Raw genomic sequence first — 21,049 nt, 5'->3', positions numbered from 1 at the left:
CACGCTGACGGTAAACTGTTCCTCTACGCGCTGTCGGACGGTTCGACGAAACAGGTCTCGACCGACGACAGGGCCGATTATCGTTATCCACATGGAGAGGCGACGCCGAACTAGCGATGAAAACTGTCATATCATTTCTATTCTTGTTGACAACACCGTCCTTCGCCCTCGCACAATCGGACTGGTCGCAGTTCCGTGGACCTGGTTCGCGTGGTGTCGCCGAAGCAACCCAAATACCGGACCGTTGGTCGGCGACCGAAAACGTCGCATGGAAGCGTGATATTCCAGGGCGTGGTTGGTCCTCGCCAGTGGTTTGGAACGATCATGTCTTCTTGACCACGGTGATCAACACGGGAACGACAGAGGAAGCAAAAAAGGGGCTTTACTTTGGTGGCAATCGACCCGCCCCTCCAGATTCGATTCATCGTTGGATGGTGATTTGCCTCGATCTCAAGTCCGGCGAAATTCGCTGGGAACGGCAAGTTCACGAAGGCAAACCCAAATCAGCTATCCATGTGAAGAGCAGCTTTGCATCGGAAACGCCGGTGACTGATGGCGAGCGAGTTTACTGTTGCTTTGGCAGTGTCGGCATCTTCTGTTTCGATCTCGAGGGCAACGAACTCTGGCGGCACGACCTGGAGCCGTTGCCAACACGTTACGGCTGGGGAAACGCTGCTTCGCCGGTTCTACACCAAGGCAAGCTGTATTACTGCAACGACAATGACCAAGCGTCATACCTTCTAGCGCTCGATGCGAGATCCGGCAAGGAGCTTTGGCGAACGCCCCGCGACGAAGAGAGCAATTGGGCGACTCCGTTTGTCTGGGAAAATGATCTGAGAACGGAGCTCGTGACGCCGGGCAGTGAAGCCGTCAGGTCTTATGACCTCGACGGCAAAGAGCTCTGGTCACTGCGAGGCATGTCAAGCATCACCATCGCAACCCCGTATGCTGCGAACGGATTGCTCTACATCACATCAGGATATGTAGGTGATCAAGAGCGGCCGATCTACGCGATCAAGCCTGGCGCATCGGGAGACATCTCGCTCCAAGATGAAGCAACGACGAACGATTTCATCGCGTGGTCGCTACCGCAAGCGGCACCTTACAATCCCAGCACACTCGTTTCGGAGGATCGACTGTTCGTTCTGTACGACCGAGGCTTGGTTGCCTGTTACAACGCCAAAACTGGCGGTGAATTTTTCGACCAGAAGCGACTGCCCAGGGGCAGGGCCTTCACATCGTCTCCATGGGCCATGGATGGCAAGATCTTTTGTCTCAATGAGGACGGCATAACCTTCGTGCTCAAGGACAGCGACGAGTTTGAGCTGTTGCACACCAATCAACTCGCAGAAGACGACATGGGCATGTCAACTCCAGCGATTGCAGGAGAGCGTTTGCTCATTCGTACTTCATCACGCATCTACTGCATTGGCGACAGAGAGTGAAAAGATTCGCGATGGCTCCGTGATGTCTTGATCGAGCATTTGCCCCAGTGGCTTTTCCCAACCACCGCCGAAATAGCACACGACGACTGATCATCGTCATGCCGGAGGAGTCGGATCGTCCAAGCCGAGGAGCAGTTGTGTTCCCATGGCGCGGATCACGGACAAGTCGGTCGTGTTGACCAGAAGATCACCATTCACGTTCGCCCGAGCGTTGAACTCGGTCGTCACCCCGGCGATCTGTGTTCCAAGCGAGCGGACAAAGGAAAGATCTGTCGTGTTGGTGAGCAAGTCATCGTTCACATTGCCGGGCAAGACATCCATTCTGAAATGGAATACGCCCCCCAAATTCGTGTCACCCGATGGCGTCGTGCGTCCGGTCGTCCATTCACCATCCAAAGCGGCTCCTTGGGCGTTTTCGATCGCCCCGTCATCGATATGCAACAGCAACTTGTCAGCGGTCAAATGATTCTGCAGCGTCAGGATTGCCGTGTTGGTGGACTCGTCAAAGATTGCCGTGTCGATTGGATAGTTGATGCCCAACGTGGGTGAACCGATCACTTGAAACTGGTCCCGATCCAATTCCACTCCACCAGCGGCAAAAACCGGCTGATCAAACTCGATAAAAATCTGATTGGCATTGTTGAACGGAACATCGGCTAGCTGATTGGTACCTGTCGAGACGAGATAGCCCTGGCCCTGGGGATCGATTTTGTTTCGGAAGGCTTGATTCCAGTGCGTGGAACCGACTCGTACTTCGACGATTCTTGGCGGCACCGAAATCAAGTTCAGGCGGACTTCAGTCGCGGTGACGATCAAGTCCCATTGCGTGTCGGCCGGGGCGGTTGGCAACGTCATCGCCGAAAACGATTGGGCGATCCCATCGGAGGACTGAACCAGCAGGAATGACTGGCCGACCGACGGGGTAAAGCCGCTTGCGAGGTCGATTTGCAAATCGCCTGCCAGCACGGTGTCCGCGTTGTCGATATTGATCGCGACGGGGTTGGGCAGTGTCCCCTGGTAACCATTCAGCGTGACCGTATCGGTCCCGGAACCCGTGTCGATCGAGACCCCCAGCGGACCACTGACGCTGGAGACCGGAACGATGACTTCAGCGTTATCTTGAGAGACGCCATTTCCGGCCACGACCGAATAGCTTGCGTCACGAATTCGCAAGTGGGTTCCATCGTTTTCGATGGTGATGTCATCGTCCAAACCAGGGCCGCTGACCGGCTGCACAATCAAATTGTTTGCATTATCGATAAAGGCATCGACCGATCGTTGCGGCAGAACGCTGATTTTGTAGTCTTCCACTTCGCCGTCGGGTGCGACTCCCGTCACGTCCAGGCCGCCGGCGGTGCTGACACGGACGCGAGCAAATGTTTCACCGATGATGATCCCGGCGGGGACCGAGTAGTTCAAGGTTTGCATGCCGCCGACAACATCCGCACCGTTGAGAATTTTTTCGTTCGGGTCGTCCCAGTCGCCGTCTTGGTTGAAGTCAATCCAGGCATCGATTTTTGCCATCGCCGCATTTTGCAGGTCGACGTTCACTGCGGCCATTGTCATTTCTGCGGTCAATAGCCCGAACATCACGCCGTCTTCGTCATCGCCATCCCCATCCGCTGCTGCCGACGGCTGCCCATCGGATTCTCCATCGCGGGAGTCGCCCAATCTCGGCCCGACCGCCCAATGGGCTGCGCCCTGGTCTGCGGACAGTGTCTTGTAGGAGGCCGGTGCATCGCCAAAGTCCTGGGGTGTAGGGGCACCGAGTTCGCGAATTGCCAGCCCACCCAACGAAACATCTGAGCTCCCATTGATCGGGTTGACTTCAATGGTGATTTGACCCGTCGCATCCGCAGGAATGACTTGCGCGTACGAATCCAGCGTTCGGCTGTCGGACCCCAATTGATCGTTGATGAAGAGCTGGCCTGTGTTAAACACCTGCGTCAACGTGATGGGCGCCCCCTGGCCGGTGATCACGACTTCCTGCGAGATCGTCCCGTAAAACGACTCGAGACCAAACACGTAAATCTGGTAGGACTTTCCGGGAGTCAGATCACTCCACTGAAAGGTGACCGGATTGGCATCGGTAAAAATCTGACCTTCGATATTATCCAGCGACTGGGCGTGAATAGGGATGGTCGATGGATCGGGATCTGCCGTGTAGTCACTCGTCGATCCCGCCGCTCCCGAAATTGTCAAATCAAAATTGGTTGCCGCGCCGCTTTCGTCAGTCAAGTTCATCTCGGTGTACGGGGTGCTCACACCGCCAACGGTCGTCCAATTGATAGGGCGAACGTTGTCCTCGTCAAAGTCGACTCCGACGAGTGGATTTTGGAAGGCGTCATCGTCCAGCACCACCAGCAGATCCTTGCCTTCGGTCAGACCAGCCGCGGTAGCTGTGATTTCAGCAGATTGTGATCCGTCGATGACCGCATCGTCGACTGCGGAAACATCGAAAGTCACTCGGTCAGCACCGTCGGGAATCGTGACCGATGCAGGCACGGTGGCTTCGCCGGTGTCACTACTGGAAAGATTGATCGTCAAGTCGCCGCTGGTTCCGTTATGACGGATAACGGTGGCAGTTGCGATGCCGCCGTTTTCACTGATCGATCGATCATCAATCCGAACAGTCAGCGAATCTGACTGGCCAAAGGCTTGGATTGCCAAACCGGCAAGCGAAATCCCCGTCGAGCCGGTGCTCGGTGCAATGCTCAACTGAATCTGGCCACCCGCATCAGCGGTTACAAAGCGAGCATAGGAGTCCAGCGAGTTGCTGTCGGATCCAACGGCATCATTGACCGATAGCTCACCATGGGTCAACGTTTGCGTAAAGCTGACGGTGTTTGCACCCGTCATGGTTACATCGTGAGAAAAGCTACCGGGTTCGTTTTCCAATCCAAATACATAGACATGGTATTGCGTGCCCGGAATCAAATCTTCCCAAGTCGCGGTAAAGGTTTGGCCTGTTGTCTCTGCGGAGTAACCGCCGATCGATCCCAGCGATTGTGTGTGCTGGGGAATCGTTGATGCGGGGGGAGAATAGTTCGAAGAGTTCTCGCTGCCGACGATCAAGGAGGACAGATCAATACTGGTTGACGTGCCGTCTTCGGCAATCATGTCCGATCCGCTGACAGTGAAAATCGATTCCACGTCTGTCCAGTTGTTGACCACTGTGTCGTTGAAACCGATGTCGATTCCGATCAACGGTCCGGTTTCATCATCCAGGGTCAAAACCGAAATGACACGATCACTGAACTCGTCAAATGCATTGTCCGTCGTGATTGCCGGGTCGATCGACAAGGTGATATTGGAATACTGATCGCCATCGGATGCAGAATCGTCGACACCCGTGACGGTGATCGGCTGCGAGACGTTCCAGTTGGTGTTGTCGAACGTCAAAGTCGCTGGTGAAATCGATACTTCATGCGGCGATTGGACGGTCAAGTCGATGACCACGGTCCCGGTCGGCGCCGAAGTAAGTGTGACATCGAACGTGTCCTGAGCACCCGCTTCACTGACACGGGTGCTGGAATCACTTTGCGAAATCGTGAAACCTGCGGCATCGGGTGCCAGACGCTGAATCGCCACGCCCGACAGAATGGAATCCTCACCGGGAATTGGACTCACGTTGGAGACTACGATTTTGATTTCCCCGTTGGAATCCGCCTGAGCAACCACTGCGTCCGATTCGAGTGGGCGATCTTCGTCAGCGAGATTCCCATTGACCAACACACCGTTGTCGATCAAACGCGAATTTTGGACAAACTCTGGGGCGTTGACCTGCCCGGTAACGTGAACCGTTTGCAAGATATTCTGCGTCGTGAACCACTCACTGGCGATGACGTAGACATTGTAGTCGGCCCCCGGAGCCAAGCCTGACCATGTCAACGTGAACGACTCCGTCGCCAAGCGGGATCCATCGATTCCGTCAAGCCGCGGTGAATGCAGTGGTGTTTCATCAGGAACCATTTCAAACACTTGGGCAGCAGTCTCGACCGCCACATCCAATGCAATGTTGGTGGAGAAACCGTCTTCGCGGATCAGGTTGGCGTAGAAACCGTCGAACAGATCCACGATCTTGGTCCAGTTATCCGGGGATTTGCCCGCGAGGACATCAAAATCAACGCCAATGACCGGTTGCCATTCGTCGTCAGCGATCGTTGCATTGAGGGAACGAATGATCGTGGCGGCGGAATAACTCGGATCGATACTGCTCGTGACCGAGTGTGAGATCAGATCGGTGTGGATCGCTTCGTCGAGACTGTCATCGAGCCCGCGAACCGTGATCGTTGCGGGTGTCGTCCCGGACAGGTCCACAGAGAGGCTGGTGAAAAAATGAACGCCATCGGTACTGACTTCCGTGTGCCCGCCGGTCGTCACTTCAACGGTGGTCGTTCCGGCGGTTGACGTCGTGCGAGCGATTTCATAGGTGTCGACGGTTTGGCCGTCCACGACTCCGTCTTCGCCCACCAGTGTACCACCGTCGGTTTCCGTGATCGTGATACCAGGCGACCCAGACGAAGACGTGATCGTGATGTCGGCGTCGGAGATCGCAAAGAAGACATTGCCCAGCCCTTGAACTCGTACTCTCGCCTGAGACGCATTGATATTCGGAGCATCAAACGTGAACGTTCCATCGTTTGCGGTCGAGCCAGACAACTGGATCGGATAGCTCAAACCGCCATCGAGAGAGAGGTCGATGGCAACGAAATCCGTGTTGATACCATTGCCCGCTGCGGTGGTTGTTCCCGCCACATTCCACACCAAAGTTTGGCTGGTGCCACCTGTCCAGTCTGCCCCCGTGGAAGTGATCGCGAACGGAACGCCGGTGTTCACCACCGACAAGGCAACATCATCGGAGTTGACTCCGCCATTTCCGTCCCGCACGGTCACGCGGAAATCCAAATCACGCGTCGTCGTCGGCAAGCCTTCTCCGATCGCAGCGGTGTCGACACCTGCGACCAAGTCGCTCAGACGTGGGAAGACACGGTTGTCCTTGATGGTCGGCGGAAAGGAACGGAACAATGGACGCGAGCCATCATCGGTCACCGGCAGTCCTTGGGCGGAACCCAGATTCATTTGGTCCCAAGTGTACGTCAACGAATCCATCGGGTCCGCATCCATTCCCACTGCGGACAATTGGAAAGGTGTCTGAGCCGGGATCACGTAGTCCACCCCAGCATCAACCACTGGAATGTTGTTGCCCGTCGGCGTCGTGGAACTCGGCGTGCCTACTCCGGCAACGAACTCGGCCACCTGTTCAAAGCTTGCGGAATGAAATTGCTGGTCAGGATACTCTTGCAGATCATTCCCATCACCGATCGTCCCCGCATAACTCATCAGTGTCGAACCGCTGGCCGGCTCGAAGGCATTGCCGGACTCTCTTGCTTCGCTGCCACCAAAGAGTTTGTTGACATTGAAAGTATGGTGCGCCCCGAATTGATGCCCGATCTCATGGGCGACCAAGTTCACGAACGATGGCCCAGCCGGATTCTGCGACGTTGACACGCCGCGTCCCTTGGTGGACGTGTTGACGACTTCGGCATAGGCGTATCCTCCCTCAGTGCCAGTCCCAAAGACGTGTCCGATGTCGTAGGCGCTGCTGGAATACGCTGCGTTGAGAATGCTTGTGTTCTCAAACACCATCACGTCGACGTCGCCATTGGTATAGCCGTCGCTTGCCGCGTCAGTGAAAACGGTGTCGATCGTCGAAATCAGATCGAATCGGATCGACAACTCCCTCTGGAAAATCTCGTTCAGGTCATCAACCGTGCTTTGGATTTGGGCGAACGCCTGTGCTTGTCCTCCAATGAATTCGGTGTACTCCGCCGTCGCCGCGATCGCCAATCGATAGTGCCGGAGCTGATCTCCGACGGAAAAATTGTCGTCTCCGACACCGGCTGCCAGCAAATTGCGTGACTCCAACACTTCGATTCTCGGGGCACCTGAGCGCCCAGGACGTCTTCGCATTCTCGATGGTTCATAGCGAATGCCCCCCTGAGAAAGAACTCTGGCGAGTCTCCGGCGAAGGTGTGCAATGGTCGCTGCGGCGCGTTCAGACGCTCGCATGATGATCCCTCAAGAAATGATTTCCAACTCGGCGTTCAATAACGCTGGCTAGTATATTCCATTCTGACAACTGGCGACAGATTTCTCGTCGATCGCCTCACGCGTGAAAACACGAGTTCGATACCCCACTGTCTCCTACAAGACACTGGGGGCGGTTAGAGTAGAGGGAAAGCGTGCTTGATGTGTTTCCCCGTACTTCTCGCGTCACTTATGGGCCATCCATTGAAAATCAGCTTCCAAGTCGTCCTCATCGCAATCGTTCTCGTAGTCCTGCCACCGACTCCCTGGCAACTGAGTGCGGCGGACGAGCCAGACCCGATCCTGAAACCGCTATTGGACGTGGGTAAGCCGGTTAGCCTTACGGATCTGGAAACCGACCCGGTCCCGGTGGAGCAGAATGCAGCCGAAGTGCTCGAGACATTGGCGGACGCGATCAAGCTGTTTGACAACAGACTCGCAAGAGCGAGCCAAGACGCCGAATCAGACGAAGAGTTTGACGCTGCTTTGGTGCTCACCTCGCGATTGCTTTCTGAGAGATACCCAGATCTGGTTCCCGCACTACGTGGCGCGGCAAAACGAAAGATCTATCGAGCGGGTCACGATTCTTCGTTGCCACCGCAAGAGTGGATGGCGTCGGTGATGAATGAGTTGGGACCGATACGGACGGTCGCCCGAATCCTGAATGGGCATGCAAAGATGTCTTTGGCCGATCAAGACACGGACGCCGCGGCACTTGATGCGATCGCGCTGATGCAGTGGAGTGAGCACGTCGCAAAGCAACCCTGTCTGATCAGCTTCCTGGTCAGCACCGTGCTCTTGGACAATGCGATGGAGTTGGCTGCCGATTGTCTGTACCAGGAGAAACTCTCGGATTCGGTTCGCGGCCAATTGATCGAGGCGGTGAAGAATAATTCTTTCAGAAAAAGTTTTGCGGGATCGGTCGACAGCGAAAGAGCGTTCGGAATCTCGTCGATCAATGCGCTTCGAGCGCAGGGCGTACCGATGCCTGGGGAACTCGCCGCCTATCTGAAGCTGATTTCAGACTTTGATCAGATTGCCGGCAGGCCGTTTGGGTTCGCCAAGGAGCCGCCCGAAACGGAAAGCCTTTTTGCCCGTAGCGTCTGGCCTGCTTTGACTGGTGGGTTAGCCGCATTGCGACGTAGCCAAGCAAAATCGAATGCGGTGTTGATCTTGGCGGCTTGGCAAGACGCGGGAGCTAATCATGACACGCAGATCGACGCTCTGCCGGTGGCGAATTCCATCAAGCTGGATCCATTCGACGGGTCGACGATGAAGCTGCTGTGGGACGAAAAAGGAGTCTCGATTTACTCCGTTGGTGAAAACCTGATCGACGATCAGGGCAGTTTGATGGAACGAGTGGACATTGGGATTTCGCCTTAGGGCGAGCGGCAGATGAATCTGTGCCTGCCGTAGTGGACGAGGTCACGAGTCCCTGGAGCGAAAACCAGTTCAAGGACCCGTGACCTCGTCCGCGACAGGGGAGTTTTCGTCTGCCTCTCGCCTTACGACCTCGACGGATCCGGCAGGCATCCCCTTTCCTGGTCGCTCCGGTATAATCGGGGAGTCCGTCCGTTGCCCAACCGTCGCCCCCAGCCCTTGTCATTGCCTTGAGCACACCAGCACTGCCCCTTTCTCAGTCACCCGTTGATCCACAAGCGAAGCACCCACTGGCTCCCTACAAGACGCTGGAGACCGAGGAGTTGCAGGCTCGAATCGAAGCCGTCCGCAAAGAACTGGGCGATTCGCTGCTGATTTTGGGGCATCACTATCAGCAGGACGAAGTCATCGCCCACACGGACTTGCGCGGCGACAGCTACCAACTGTCGCAGATGGCCGCGTCGAGTGAATCGTGTCGGACGATCGTATTCTGCGGCGTTCACTTCATGGCCGAAACCGCCGACATCCTGGCCAATCGCCCCGAACGGCTGGAGCAGCGTGAGGGCCAACGGGTCACCGTGATCCTGCCAGACATGGCGGCCGGGTGCAGCATGGCGGACATGGCGGCGATCGCCCAAGTCGAGGCTGCTTGGGAAGACATGTCGGAGGTCATCGATACCGAGCGTGTCATCCCCGTGACCTACATCAATAGCGCCGCCAGCCTGAAAGCGTTCTGCGGACGGCACGGCGGCATCGTGTGTACCAGCAGCAATGCGGCAGCGGTGATGGAGTGGGCGTACGAACGCGGCGACCGCGTGTTCTTCTTTCCCGATCAACACCTCGGGCGAAACACCGGACTGGCCATGGGAATCGACGCCGAGCAAATGCCGGTTTGGGATCCCTATGCGTTGGAACTGGGCGGCAACACCGAGTCAGCCCTCGAACACAGCCGCGTGATTTTGTGGAAGGGGCACTGCAGCGTCCACCAGATGTTTCGCCCCGAGCACGTCGAGCAGTTTCGCAAGAACCATCCCGGCATCAAGATCTTGGTTCACCCCGAGTGTCCCCGTGAAGTCAACGACATCGCGGACGTCTCGGGCAGCACGGGCAAGATCATTCGCACGGTGGAAAGCAGCCCGCCGGGGACCAAGTGGGCGATCGGCACCGAGTTGCACTTGGTCAATCGTCTCAAAGCCGAGCATCCCGAACAAGAAATCCACTTCCTCAGTCCGGTCGTGTGCATGTGCGCAACGATGTACCGCATCGACTTGCCCCACCTCTGCTGGTCCCTGGAAAACCTCCGAGACGGCCAACCGGTGAACGTGATCGAAGTCAGCGACGAAGTCAGCAAGTGGAGCTTGGTGGCCTTGGAGCGAATGTTGGCGGTGAAGTAGTCCGGCGATGGTCGTTTACGTTGCGATTCTCATTGTCGCCTTTGTGCAACTTGCCACCGTCGGGTTCTTTCTCTGGAAATCCTACGTGACTTGCAATGCCGACGAAGCCATCGTGAAAACCGGCTATGGTGGACAGCAAGTCGTCCAGCGCGGTGGCATCATCGTGTTGCCCGTGCTTCAACGCTACCAGCGGGTCTCATTGGCTGCCGTGCCCCTGCAAATCGAGTTCGACGCTGCTCGACCGCTACGATTCTCCGACGGCAACAGCGAGCCCATTTTGATCACTGCGTGGATCATGCTGGATGTCATCAATGGCTCGGACGCGATCATCGAAGCCGTTGAGACAATGGGCGCAAGCAAGCTTGCTGAGCCCGAACACATGCAACGCTACTACGGTGACGTCATGAAGCAGTCCATCCAGCGGGCGGCGAAGTTAGCCAAGCGAGATGCATGGTTCCAGGATCTGCCCCAGATTCCCCGCGGCGTCTACGAAGCGATCTCATCGGAGCTGGAGGATTTTCATCGCGTCCAGCGGATCACGATTGCAAGTCGCTAAGGCGGACAGACCCATCGTTTAACGACAAGCCGCAGGCGTCAACGCCACCACCATCGCGCTTCCAAACACTCATGCGTCACACAGTTCTCGTTAGCCGATGGCGCTATCCCGGGTACTGCATCAGCCGCAACGCGATAGAACGTGCGGATAATAAGTGTCGCGAAATCCACGTAGCAATCATCGCTTCGCGTGATATTGGTAACGAGATTGAACACTCATTCTCCAAACCGACCACGAAGTGGTTAAACAACATAGCCTGGGGTCGCGGCGAAGCCAGCGCACCCCGGGTTCGCTCCGATAGCTGCGGAGCAGCGACAGCATATAGCATGGGGTGCCAACCCCATGTTTCTGCAAGCGAGTCCGCCCAGATGCTGCGGAGCAGCGACAGCATAAAACGTTTGGTGTAGCCCTCAGCACGCGGTGGTCCGGATGCAATCTGTCGCCGCTCCGCGGCTTGTTGGCGGCGTCGGGCGGTGTTCACCTGGGGCTCGCGCCCCAGGCTGTATGCTGTCGTCGCATCCGCGACTGAGGGGATTGCCTGTTTTTGTGTCAATCCACACGATCACCTGTTACCACGTGACACTTCGTTCCACTGCAGCTCATGGGGCAACACGCCCATTGCAATGGATCGAGCGGCAGCCACTCCGGCGGCTTCTCCCGTTGCAACGGCATTGCCGGCGACTCGGTAACTGGCATGCGTCACGTATTCACGACCAGATCATGAATGTCACGGTCCGCAAGGGTAGGTTGCCGATCTCGCTGATCTGGCCAATCATTTCGGATTCGATTCTTCGCTACCCGGACAGTGTGGCGAGTAGGCGACACGAATTCCGTAGTACTCGGTGGTATCGAACATACTGAACAAGTGGCTCGTGGAATCGTTCGTTTCCTCCTCCGGTCGATACTCTCTCGCTCCACAGTTGGCACGCTGTTGGCGGCGTGCAGCCGACCTGCATGCGGTCCCCATTGTGTAAGCGGCTCCGCCGCGGGCGACGTGTTCGACCGGTTCGTCTCGATCCAGCCATGCTCGGCCGTTTGAAGGTGCCCCGTCGTAGCAGGGGTGCCATGAGTCTTGGCACCATTCCGAAACGTTTCCATGCATGTCATGAATTCCCCAAGGGTTCGGCGGGAATTGGTCGACGGAGGTGGTCACCCGGCGACCTTCGTCTCGATCGGACACCAGAAAGAGATCCTCCGGCGATTTGATGCGATCGTCATGATTTGCATCCTCCGCTGAGATCTCGTCGCCAAACGAGTATCGGGACGTCGTTCCGGCTCGACAGGCATATTCCCATTCTGCTTCGGACGGCAGTCGCATGTGACGCCCTACGATCTCGCTCAGTCTGACACAAAACTCTTGGGCGCTGAACCAATTCACTTGCTCCACCGGCAGTTTCAAATCTCCACGGCACCGCGACGGGTTCTGCCGCATGACCGCAATCCATTGCAACTGCGTGATGGGGAACTTGCCGATGTAGTACGGCTGGTCCATGACAACGCGATGGACAGGTTGCTCATCTTCGGACTCATCCGATCCCATCAGAAACTCACCCGGCATGACTTTGATCATCTCAAGCACTACGCCCGGCGCGAGTTCCAGAATCAAGAGCTTGGGAAGTGTATCGTCCGCGGATGAATCGGGTTTTGCGGCGTACATGCGTTCCATTTGCTTGACTCGCTTTCTGCATTCCATTACCTGACGCCGACGGGGGCCATCGCGGTGGTTGTCCAACGCCTCCACCATTTGCTGTTTTGACACGCCCCGTGACAGACCGTACCGAATCGCAAAGTCGTCGTATTGGTCGCCAAGTTGCTTTTCCAAGGAATGGCTATCGAAGTCGACCTCGTCACGGATCGATTGAAAAGTGGTTGATGGATCGAAGGCATGGTCACACACCTCGCATCGATAGGACTGACTTTGGACAGGTTCCGACCAACGTGCGACCCGAGCTGCCGCCTTGCACTCAGGGCAGTGCGCAAACTGTGTGTAGTAACCCAAATCGGTATGCCCTGGGGGAGCAAGTTTCACGTGCAGCGGCAGCTCCCATTGGATGGACGACTGTAACGCGTGAAAGAATGCGCGAAACTGATTGCCGTAATGGTCTGCGGGGTCAAAGTCAGAGAAAACAAATTGATCCACGTCGAAAATCGCTTCTACGTCGTTGCCCGATTCGTCGTTACCCCAAAGTCTCGGCAAGGATCGAGGCAGTAGATCGAGCAGGAATTCACACTGCTGACGGTTCAGCGGAGAATCGATCCAGAATCCAAACCAGAGAGGATTGGTCACCTTGAAAGACACGCGCAGCCGATCCTCAAGGCCGTGAAGTCGAATCGTCTCCCAAAGCAATTCGTCGAGCTGTTCGCTGTGCGGATGCAACACGTCCAGATACGCATGGCACCCGGCGACGGAATCGGACGACGTCCGCGCGACGTTGGCTTCGCAATGACGACATGTCGATCGAACGATGTCCCAGCCTCCACATTCCCTTGCGACTTCTTCGACCCGAATACCAGAACTCGGGATGTCAACGTGACGGTCGGAGGCATCGCTGCCCCAGTAGGCACTTGTCACCCAAATGCCATCGATACATTCACCATCCTGCAAATGATCCGCACAACTTTGGATTTGAGCCAACGCGGATCGGGTTTGGTTAGGATCCGTCCAATTCGGACCGCTACGCATGGGGCAAGGTCGCTCCAGTGCCCAACTGACAATCTGTCGTGTGTCGGCCATCTCTCGCTCGATAGAAAAGTGGTGTCCGGAGGATAAGGAATGGCAAATCAATTCTTGGCGTAGTGGATTTTGTTAAAGATCCCGAGGCCGAGGGATCTCTAAGCACATGAACGGGATTCATTCGGCATATCAAGTGTTCTCGATTTGTACTTTGAATTTGCATCATGCGTACACCGGCCCCCTGCTGGCTTGCCAGCAGGAGCCAACGTTTTATGGTTAGCAGTGCGTTGCCACTATCACCTCCCCGGTTGGCTTGTCCAACCGGAAAGGAAGTATTCTATAACCTCAAAGCTTCCGCTCATGTCGGACAAGCCGACATGGGGCGAAACTGCGCTACTATTCACTTGAATGCAAGAACAAGCCGCCAAGAGCCGCAACGAGCCAATGGAATGCCAGTATTCAATCCTAAGTGGCCACTCAGGCCAGTTTGTGTTCAACGCTGTCCAGTCATGAGGTATTTTACACAGAGCGTTCAATCGGAACTCCAGATCGCATAGACTGACATGATTGAATGACAGCGGAATTGCACATTGACGAGTGCGGTCGGACAGAGACAGCAATCGGACGCTTCGACGTGACGACCGATCAACGAGAACACGCTTCTGCCGATCGGGATGTGAAAAGAATTGTTGCTGCCTATGACCGTGAAGCGGTCTCAGACGGTAGCCGGCGATAGAGCGCAGCGATCATCGCCGGTTCGTTCTGATGAACTCTGACGCTTCCTAGCTCTCCATCCGGGCTTGGCCCGGTGGAAGCAAGACTGATGAGCTACAAAGAAGCGGTCGATTCTCTTGGCTCCCCTCCGGCCTCGTGCCGGTGGAAGCAAGGACGATCACTGGCCATCTCAAGTCGCGTTCGTCCCTTTGCCACTGGCACGAGGCCAGTGGGGAGATGGGTTGCGATTGGCCTGCGGTGTCGTAGCCAGTCAGTCGGATTCACCACCGGCACGAGGCCGGTTGGAGTCTGGTCAAATCGAACGAATGGCAACAGCTATGCAAACGACTTTGTGATCTTCACAAAGACCGAAGCGGCGGCGCAGCGTGTGTGCGGGAGCATCGGACGCTTCTTGACCGAGCGTCTGAAATTGTCCGTCAATCACGACAAGAGCCAAATCCGCGCGACGGATGAGCTTGAATACGTGGGCTACGAGTTGTGTGGCTACGGCGGTCAGATTCGGGTGAGCAAGAAGAAGCTCGCGACTTTCAAGCAGTGCGTCTGCGAGATCTTTCGTAGAAATCGCGGCGTATCGATGCATGAGAAAAGGTGTCGAACACCGACTTGGTTGACCATCCGCAGAATAGGCGTGAGAACCGGACGCTATCGCGTGGCGGCTGATCTGCGGAGACGGTTTTGTGTCGAATCCACACGATCACCCATCACGACGCGACAGCTCGTTCCACTGCAGTTCATGGGGCAACACGCCCATTGCAATGGATCGAGCGGCAGCCACTCCGGCGGCTTCTCCCGTTGCAACAGCATTGCCAGTGACTCGGTAGCTGGAGTGCGCAATGAAATCACCACTGATGCAGCGACCGGCCAGCAGTAGCCCGTCGACATCGGCGGCCACCAAAGAAGGATAGGGAATGTCGTAAGGTTTCAAGCCATCTTTCTTGAAGCTCTGATCGATCTCTTTGTCGCCAGCCATGGACAACGCATGCACATCGATTGGGAACGTCGCACGGCAAACCGCTTGTTCATGGCGAAGCCCGCTGGCCAAGTCAGCGGAGCTGATTTGGTAGCGGCCTCTGATCCGCCGACCTTCGCGAACACCGATTTGTTCAGCGGTTGCCACAACGGCAATGTTCTTCCAAGGGCCGCCGATTTTTCGCAGCCCGCTGACGATTTGATGAATCTCGCGTCGTGATGCGATGGTCGCGTTGGAAATTGCTTCGTTGTCAAATGCCGAAACACCATACTCGTGGTTCGTCATGATGGAGTAGATACCACTGTGCAAATGCCGCAGCGTCGGTGCACGATACGAGGGATGGATTCCCGATTGCTCCATCAGTTCCAGCAAGTTTCGTTTCGCACCCGATCCACTCTCGCGAATGAACTCGCCGATGCTTTCAGGATCGACTCCCGTCAACAGGGCCAACATGGACATCGGCTGGCACTGACAATCCTGTCCAATCCCGAGATCAAACTGGCATCCCGCTTGAGCAGCCAAGTCACCGTCGCCGGTGCAATCGATGAAGCGCTCCGCCGTCCAAGCTTGCCGTCCGGACTTCGATTCCGTCACCACGACGGACAACCGATTTTGCGAATTGACCACCGCCCCGGCAACACGGGTGTGCAGCATGATCTTTACACCGGCATCAACGAGCAGTTCCTCCAGCACCAGCTTTGCGATCTCGGGATCGTAAACGGTACCGCCGGTTTGCTCGGCCACTGAGCTACCGCGTTCGCGAAATAGCTTCAGCAGTTCCGCCATGATGCCAGTTTTGTTGTTCGAATCCAAGATCTTGGTCAACAGCCCGGCGGTCCAAACACCACCGAGGCATCCCGCAAGTTCGATCAGTCGAACCGTTGCTCCCGCTCTGGCCGCAGCGAGCGCGGCGGCAATCCCGGCTGGACCGCCACCACAAACCAGCACATCGCAATGCGCCGCAATCGGGATCTCCCGTGTTGCTTCCACGAATCGTTGTCCATCGCTGGATAGCTCCCCGTTCGTGCTTCGCACTTCACCGCGGGCGATGTCTGGATCGGGCACCCCAGCTTGTGTCGAAGCCCCCTCAGCGGCTTTGCCGTGACGAGTGATCCCAGCAATCCCCAACCCAGCCGTCGTCGCGGCAAGAAAGTGTCGTCGCGAACGTGATTTTGAATCGTGCATCATTGCCATTCCTGTCTCTGGAGTTGTTTGCGACCAGTATACCTCATCCCACACACAAATTTGTTCTGTACCTCCCCCAGGTTCCTTGGTGGAAGTCGCGTTTAGCCGTTCAGACGAATGCAAGGAAGGGAAAACGCGGATGACGTCGCTACATAGCTGCCAGTTGGCGCTCTGACCGAGGCAAGCCCGGCGGAAGCGAGAGAGCTTGTTGCGGTACCAAACTTTCGCAAACCAATGCACAAACACCAATCCAAATTTGAAACAGCACGTGGCTGGCGCTATTGGTTTTCGTGCTCGCTAGGGCTGATGCGTCGTGGCTTGCTTGGAGTAGCGGGTCGTGGTGATGCTGATGTGTCGTGGGCGGTTGGTGGTGGTACGCGGACTCGATGTCGCCTGCGGCTTGGCGTTAAACGAGATGGTGCTCGACGCGGAACGTCGAGCGACTATCGGCGTTGAACTCGATACATGCGTGGCATGGTTTGACGATTGGAAGTTCCATAACCAGGACGCACCGAATAGGGTCGCGCGGAGTAGGTTTGGACCGGCGATGTCTGAACGGGATAAGTCTGAACAGGGTACGTTCGGACCGAATCGATTTGCACTGGGTACGTCTGGACTGGGTACGTGCGGACGCTGGATGTTCGCCTCAAGGCGCGGTTGCTGGTGTACAGCATGCTGCCGGGTTTCTCATTGAGCGGCTTTTTCCAACCCCATGCTGACGTCCGGTTGGCTGCGTCTGCTGAGTTCACTGTTAACCCGCAAAGCGAGAACACGGCAAGCAACAGCGCGATGCGGGGAAGCGTTTTGGAGATCATCATGAAACCTTGCGAAGAGGGTGCCTGTGTATCATTCTAGATCAACAGGCAACGGCATGCTCAATTTCCCATTCCCATTGAGCCTTCGTATGACCCTGACCCCATCCCTGGTCCGCCGACGTTTTGGCCTCCGACGCCTTGCAGATCATTCAGCTCCAGTAAGCCTTCTGCGGCCAGTTGGACACTTTGCAATTGAAGCTGAACCACACGGTCTTTTGCTGCGGTTCGCCTTCGCAAGTCGCTTTCCAACTCGGCCAGACTTGCCCGCAACCGTTCAATGTCTTTCTTGCGATCGTTCATCATTCGATCGTATCGATTTTCAAAGGCCTCACGAATGTAGTTTTGCAGCGCCGCACGTTCTTCGGGGGTCTTGGATCGCTTGAGCTGCTCGATCGCTCGCGGCAGGTTGGCGCGAAACATGTCATCCGGCGACGGAGCGGCCTCCATTCCCATTCCCATCTCCATCATTCCGCTTCCGTACCCGTCCATCATTTCGTATCCGCCCGTATCCTCGATCGGTTGATCAAATGGATTGGCGATCGTTTCGGCTGGCTTGGCGGGTGCGTCTTGAGATCGCGCGGTGGCCGCGACGAGACAGAGACAAACAGTGAGCAAGTATTTCATGGGTGACTCCAAAGCTGAAAGATGGGTGGGGGAACGTGTTTTCTGAGGTAATGGGATTCGCCAAAATTTCTTGTTTCGAGGCTCAGGGAATTCTGGCGAATCCCATTACGGACGGGGGGCGGATCAGCGTTGCTGCGACAGGCGGATCAGGTGCTCCAAACGATTGATTTCGTTTCGCCATTGCTGGTTGCTAAGCTGCATGCCAGGAACGGCATCGGTCGGTTCGGCTTGTTTCATCCGATTCACGAGCGCGTCCACTTTTTCGATACGAATTTGTAACTGCCGTGAATCAAGCCAAGCGGCGTTCTCGATTTGGCTGGCCGCTTGATTGATGTAGGGACTGACTTGGATCGCCTGTGGGCGTGTTTGGCGATTCCCGTCTCGGTTGCCCGCTGAAATGCGTCTTCCATCGTCGCCATTGGAATCACGATTCGGATCCAACGTTTGCAACGGCGACATCGCGACGATCAGTCCGATACAGGCGACCAAACCGCCGGCCCAAAGAAGCCGGCGTGTTCGTTTTGTGAATGGCACTCGAGCAGTCCGGCCGGCGTCCAGTTGCATTTGAGCAACGCCCAGTTCGGAGATCACGGCCTCACAATCGGCTGGCCGTTTGGATCGTTGACGATGGAGCAAACGATGCACCAGTCGAGTGAATGCCGGCGGCAAATCTTGTCGGTGCATTGCCAACGGCTGGGCATCATCGGTGACGATGCGGTGCAGCACAGCGAGCGTGTTTTCCGATTCGAACGGAGGTCGTCCGGTGGCCAGGAAATAGAGCAGGCAACCCAGACTGAAAAGGTCACTCTGGTGATCAACGTTTTCCCCACGCGCTTGCTCGGGACTCATGTAGTTGGGGGTGCCGGCGATGATGCCGGTTTGGGTCAGCGTGACGGAATCGGCCGCGCGTGCCAAACCGAAGTCGGTCAACCAAATGCGGTCGATGTTCTCGCCCACCATGACGTTGCCTGGTTTGATGTCACGATGAACCAATCCGCGCCGATGGGCTGCCGCCAAGCCTTCTGCCAGTTGACCCGCGATCCGCAAAATGGACGCTACATCCGGCGGTCCATGAGTCGTCACCCAGCGCTGCAACGTCATTCCTGGCACATAACGCATCACCAAGTAGGGCAAGGTCGCGTCCGCGGCCACGTTGTAGATCGGGATCACGTTCTCGTGGGCAACACTGGCGGCCGCTTGGGCTTCGCGGGCGAAGCGTTGACGCGCCGGGATGGATGCCGCCCACTCAGGTGCCAACACTTTGATGGCCACACTGCGATGCAAATCACTATCGTAGGCACGCAGTACGACTCCCATGCCGCCCCGGCCGAGCACCGATTCGACTTCATAACGTCCGATACGACCGAGCATCTCGGGATGCGTCGGCGTCTCCAGAAAGCTCAAGTCGATCGGCGGCAGGGGGCAACATTGTGCGGATGGCATAACGTCATCCGGCGCAATGGACAGCCAATCTCTGGCATCGTTCCACCATTGTTTGTCGCCACCCAGTTCGGTCAAAGTCTGCTGACATCGAACGCACGTTTCCAGATGACCGGCGATCGCTTCGGCATCGTCCCCTGGATCGATGCTCTGTTGGACGAGTGCTTGCAGCAACGAAGCATTGCATTTCATAACGAGACCTCGTCTGGCGAATCGGTCCAAAGCTGAACGGCTTTGCGAAGCCTTGACATGACTCGGCTGCGAGCGACGTAGATCATGCCTTCACGCATTCCCAATTCCGCTGCCACCTGCTGGACGCTTTGACCCTGAACGTTGGTGCGATAGAACGCTTGCCAAGTTTGGTCGCTGACTTGAGACCGCACAGACTCGGCCGCCCAAGCAAAAACCTGTCGCTTTTCGTTCCAATCCCAAAGACTGGCGGACGATGTCTCACTCGCTTGCTGTTCCAACCAGCGGTGCACATCCGTGTCGCCGCTACCACTTTCCTGACGCGACCTCTTGGTCAAATGATCGGCCAGCTTGTTGCGAGTGATCGTGGCCAGCCAGCGTCGAAAACTGCCCGCTTGTCTGTCGTCGGCAAACTTTCCGATCGATTTAGCGACCGCCAACAACGTCTCCTGCACGACTTCTCTCGCGTCGGCTTCTTGTAGCCCCCACCGTGAGGAAAGTCTGAACAGCATGGGCTCGTAGACTTGCAGAAACTCGGCCCAGGCCAAGTCATCGGCCGGGTCTCCCAGTCGTAAGATCAGACTCGCTCGTGTTTCTGGATTGATCACGTTGATAAGGTCTCCTGGGATATTCATCTTACCCGAAGACCAAACCTTGCACGGAAAACCAAAATGTTTGCAGGATTTCTAGTGAAATTTGCGACGCCGGTTCGAAAGCGAAGCGTCACGTAGCAGCGTCTCTCCGAGACGCTGGAATTTGCGAGTCTCGGAGAGACTCGCCTACGTGGTTGTTGGGATGTTATCATGACAGGCGATTGCCTTCGGTCGTCCAACTCAGACAGCTATGTTTGCCCAACAAGAATTGACCGATCAGCAACTGAAGTACTTTGGGTTGTCCCTGAGCGGGTTGCTGCTGGCGTTGGCGGCAGTGACGTACTGGACATGGCACGCAGGGATTGTTGCCGCTGGGTTGGTGATTGGAGCGGTGGTCCTGTTGGCGATCTACTACGCGACTGCGTCTGCGCGACGACCCATCTATCGTGGCTTTCGGATCATCACGTTCCCGATCCAATGGATGATGACTTGGATCGTCCTTGGGCTGGTCTATTTCCTGGTTCTGACACCGATCGGACTGGTGTTACGTCTCGCCGGGAAAAGTCTTCGGCAAAAATATCCGGATTCGTCTCTTTGGCAGCCCCGCACGAAAGAAGATGAACCCTCGGGATACTTCAAGACGTACTAGTTCCTAACATCCTCGGATCAATCTTGCCGCGATCATTCACACATGACCTCATCACCGCCCCCCACCGACGATAACGATCGCTCCGCCGAAGAAACAAGCGAGAGTGAGTTTCAACGCTTGGCTCAATCGAGCGATCCGGGAATCGTTCGTGAGTTCGTTGACTTTCTGCGGTACAACAAGAAATGGTGGATGGCGCCGATCTTAATCATCACATTGTTGCTGATCGGACTGGCGTTCTTGACCGCGTCACCCGCCGCCCCGTTCATTTACACGCTGTTTTGAGTCGTGTTTGACTCGCAGCCGAAGGCGT

15 protein-coding genes are annotated in these 21,049 nt (G+C 56.3%); 6 read left to right on the top strand and 9 right to left on the bottom strand.

Annotated elements, in window-relative coordinates:
* Nucleotides 1-116 precede the first annotated feature (116 nt).
* Nucleotides 117-1,445 (top strand): PQQ-binding-like beta-propeller repeat protein, encoded by a 1,329-nt coding sequence (locus Pla52nx_RS30485; protein WP_146519465.1) that lies wholly within the window; start codon nucleotides 117-119, stop codon nucleotides 1,443-1,445.
* Nucleotides 1,446-1,541: 96 nt separating this feature from the next.
* On the opposite strand, the gene Pla52nx_RS30480 is transcribed toward Pla52nx_RS30485, so the two are convergent.
* Complete coding sequence (locus Pla52nx_RS30480) at nucleotides 1,542-7,517, bottom strand: reprolysin-like metallopeptidase (RefSeq protein WP_146519466.1); 5,976 nt, start codon at nucleotides 7,515-7,517, stop codon at nucleotides 1,542-1,544.
* Between the two features lie 222 nt (nucleotides 7,518-7,739).
* Here Pla52nx_RS30480 and Pla52nx_RS30475 point away from each other — a divergent pair, with 222 nt between their 5' ends.
* From Pla52nx_RS30475 to Pla52nx_RS30465, 3 genes are all read left to right on the top strand, one after another.
* Nucleotides 7,740-8,918, top strand: a complete 1,179-nt coding sequence (locus tag Pla52nx_RS30475; RefSeq protein ID WP_146519467.1) for a hypothetical protein — start codon at nucleotides 7,740-7,742, stop codon at nucleotides 8,916-8,918.
* Between the two features lie 227 nt (nucleotides 8,919-9,145).
* Nucleotides 9,146-10,309: a quinolinate synthase NadA gene (gene nadA / locus Pla52nx_RS30470; RefSeq protein ID WP_315854996.1), complete on the top strand. Its 1,164-nt coding sequence runs from the start codon at nucleotides 9,146-9,148 to the stop codon at nucleotides 10,307-10,309.
* Nucleotides 10,310-10,316: 7 nt separating this feature from the next.
* Nucleotides 10,317-10,865 carry a hypothetical protein gene (locus tag Pla52nx_RS30465; protein WP_146519469.1) on the top strand — a complete coding sequence of 183 codons (549 nt, stop codon included), beginning with the start codon at nucleotides 10,317-10,319 and terminating at the stop codon, nucleotides 10,863-10,865.
* Between the two features lie 562 nt (nucleotides 10,866-11,427).
* On the opposite strand, the gene Pla52nx_RS33070 is transcribed toward Pla52nx_RS30465, so the two are convergent.
* From Pla52nx_RS33070 to Pla52nx_RS30430, 8 genes are all read right to left on the bottom strand, one after another.
* Nucleotides 11,428-11,568: an FAD-dependent oxidoreductase gene (locus Pla52nx_RS33070; RefSeq protein ID WP_146519470.1), complete on the bottom strand. Its 141-nt coding sequence runs from the start codon at nucleotides 11,566-11,568 to the stop codon at nucleotides 11,428-11,430.
* A gap of 69 nt (nucleotides 11,569-11,637) precedes the next feature.
* Nucleotides 11,638-13,599, bottom strand: coding sequence for a formylglycine-generating enzyme family protein (locus tag Pla52nx_RS30460; RefSeq protein WP_146519471.1), 1,962 nt, complete (start codon nucleotides 13,597-13,599; stop codon nucleotides 11,638-11,640).
* Nucleotides 13,600-14,566: 967 nt separating this feature from the next.
* Entirely contained in the window at nucleotides 14,567-14,854 is a 288-nt protein-coding gene (locus Pla52nx_RS30455) for a hypothetical protein (RefSeq protein ID WP_197454468.1), read from the bottom strand.
* Nucleotides 14,855-14,968: 114 nt separating this feature from the next.
* Entirely contained in the window at nucleotides 14,969-16,432 is a 1,464-nt protein-coding gene (locus Pla52nx_RS30450) for an FAD-dependent oxidoreductase (protein WP_342190296.1), read from the bottom strand.
* Between the two features lie 440 nt (nucleotides 16,433-16,872).
* Nucleotides 16,873-17,247 (bottom strand): hypothetical protein, encoded by a 375-nt coding sequence (locus Pla52nx_RS30445; RefSeq protein ID WP_146519473.1) that lies wholly within the window; start codon nucleotides 17,245-17,247, stop codon nucleotides 16,873-16,875.
* Nucleotides 17,248-17,304: 57 nt separating this feature from the next.
* Nucleotides 17,305-17,868: a hypothetical protein gene (locus Pla52nx_RS30440; protein ID WP_146519474.1), complete on the bottom strand. Its 564-nt coding sequence runs from the start codon at nucleotides 17,866-17,868 to the stop codon at nucleotides 17,305-17,307.
* A gap of 123 nt (nucleotides 17,869-17,991) precedes the next feature.
* Entirely contained in the window at nucleotides 17,992-19,500 is a 1,509-nt protein-coding gene (locus tag Pla52nx_RS30435; protein WP_146519475.1) for a serine/threonine-protein kinase, read from the bottom strand.
* Complete coding sequence (locus tag Pla52nx_RS30430; RefSeq protein WP_342190295.1) at nucleotides 19,497-20,105, bottom strand: sigma-70 family RNA polymerase sigma factor; 609 nt, start codon at nucleotides 20,103-20,105, stop codon at nucleotides 19,497-19,499. Before Pla52nx_RS30430 ends, Pla52nx_RS30435 begins: the two co-directional genes overlap by 4 nt.
* A gap of 235 nt (nucleotides 20,106-20,340) precedes the next feature.
* Here Pla52nx_RS30430 and Pla52nx_RS30425 point away from each other — a divergent pair, with 235 nt between their 5' ends.
* Complete coding sequence (locus tag Pla52nx_RS30425; RefSeq protein WP_146519477.1) at nucleotides 20,341-20,739, top strand: SxtJ family membrane protein; 399 nt, start codon at nucleotides 20,341-20,343, stop codon at nucleotides 20,737-20,739.
* A gap of 42 nt (nucleotides 20,740-20,781) precedes the next feature.
* Entirely contained in the window at nucleotides 20,782-21,021 is a 240-nt protein-coding gene (locus tag Pla52nx_RS30420) for a DUF5989 family protein (protein ID WP_146519478.1), read from the top strand.
* Nucleotides 21,022-21,049: the final 28 nt, after the last annotated feature.

This window comes from Stieleria varia, from assembly GCF_038443385.1.
GTDB lineage: Bacteria > Planctomycetota > Planctomycetia > Pirellulales > Pirellulaceae > Stieleria > Stieleria varia.
Note: the sequence above shows the minus strand (reverse complement) of the source record. Positions and strands in the feature narration are given on the sequence as shown.

Excerpts from the sequence above, each read along its gene's own strand:
- Pla52nx_RS30480 (WP_146519466.1), bottom strand. The coding sequence starts at position 7,517 with ATGCGAGCGTCTGAACGCGCCGCAGCGACCATTGCACACCTTCGCCGG.
- Pla52nx_RS30450 (WP_342190296.1), bottom strand. The coding sequence starts at position 16,432 with ATGATGCACGATTCAAAATCACGTTCGCGACGACACTTTCTTGCCGCG.
- Pla52nx_RS30425 (WP_146519477.1), top strand. The coding sequence starts at position 20,341 with ATGTTTGCCCAACAAGAATTGACCGATCAGCAACTGAAGTACTTTGGG.
- Pla52nx_RS30445 (WP_146519473.1), bottom strand. The coding sequence starts at position 17,247 with ATGATGATCTCCAAAACGCTTCCCCGCATCGCGCTGTTGCTTGCCGTG.
- Pla52nx_RS30465 (WP_146519469.1), top strand. The coding sequence starts at position 10,317 with ATGGTCGTTTACGTTGCGATTCTCATTGTCGCCTTTGTGCAACTTGCC.
- Pla52nx_RS30435 (WP_146519475.1), bottom strand. The coding sequence starts at position 19,500 with ATGAAATGCAATGCTTCGTTGCTGCAAGCACTCGTCCAACAGAGCATC.
- Pla52nx_RS30460 (WP_146519471.1), bottom strand. The coding sequence starts at position 13,599 with ATGGCCGACACACGACAGATTGTCAGTTGGGCACTGGAGCGACCTTGC.
- Pla52nx_RS30420 (WP_146519478.1), top strand. The coding sequence starts at position 20,782 with ATGACCTCATCACCGCCCCCCACCGACGATAACGATCGCTCCGCCGAA.
- Pla52nx_RS30440 (WP_146519474.1), bottom strand. The coding sequence starts at position 17,868 with ATGAAATACTTGCTCACTGTTTGTCTCTGTCTCGTCGCGGCCACCGCG.
- Pla52nx_RS30455 (WP_197454468.1), bottom strand. The coding sequence starts at position 14,854 with ATGCATCGATACGCCGCGATTTCTACGAAAGATCTCGCAGACGCACTG.
- Pla52nx_RS30485 (WP_146519465.1), top strand. The coding sequence starts at position 117 with ATGAAAACTGTCATATCATTTCTATTCTTGTTGACAACACCGTCCTTC.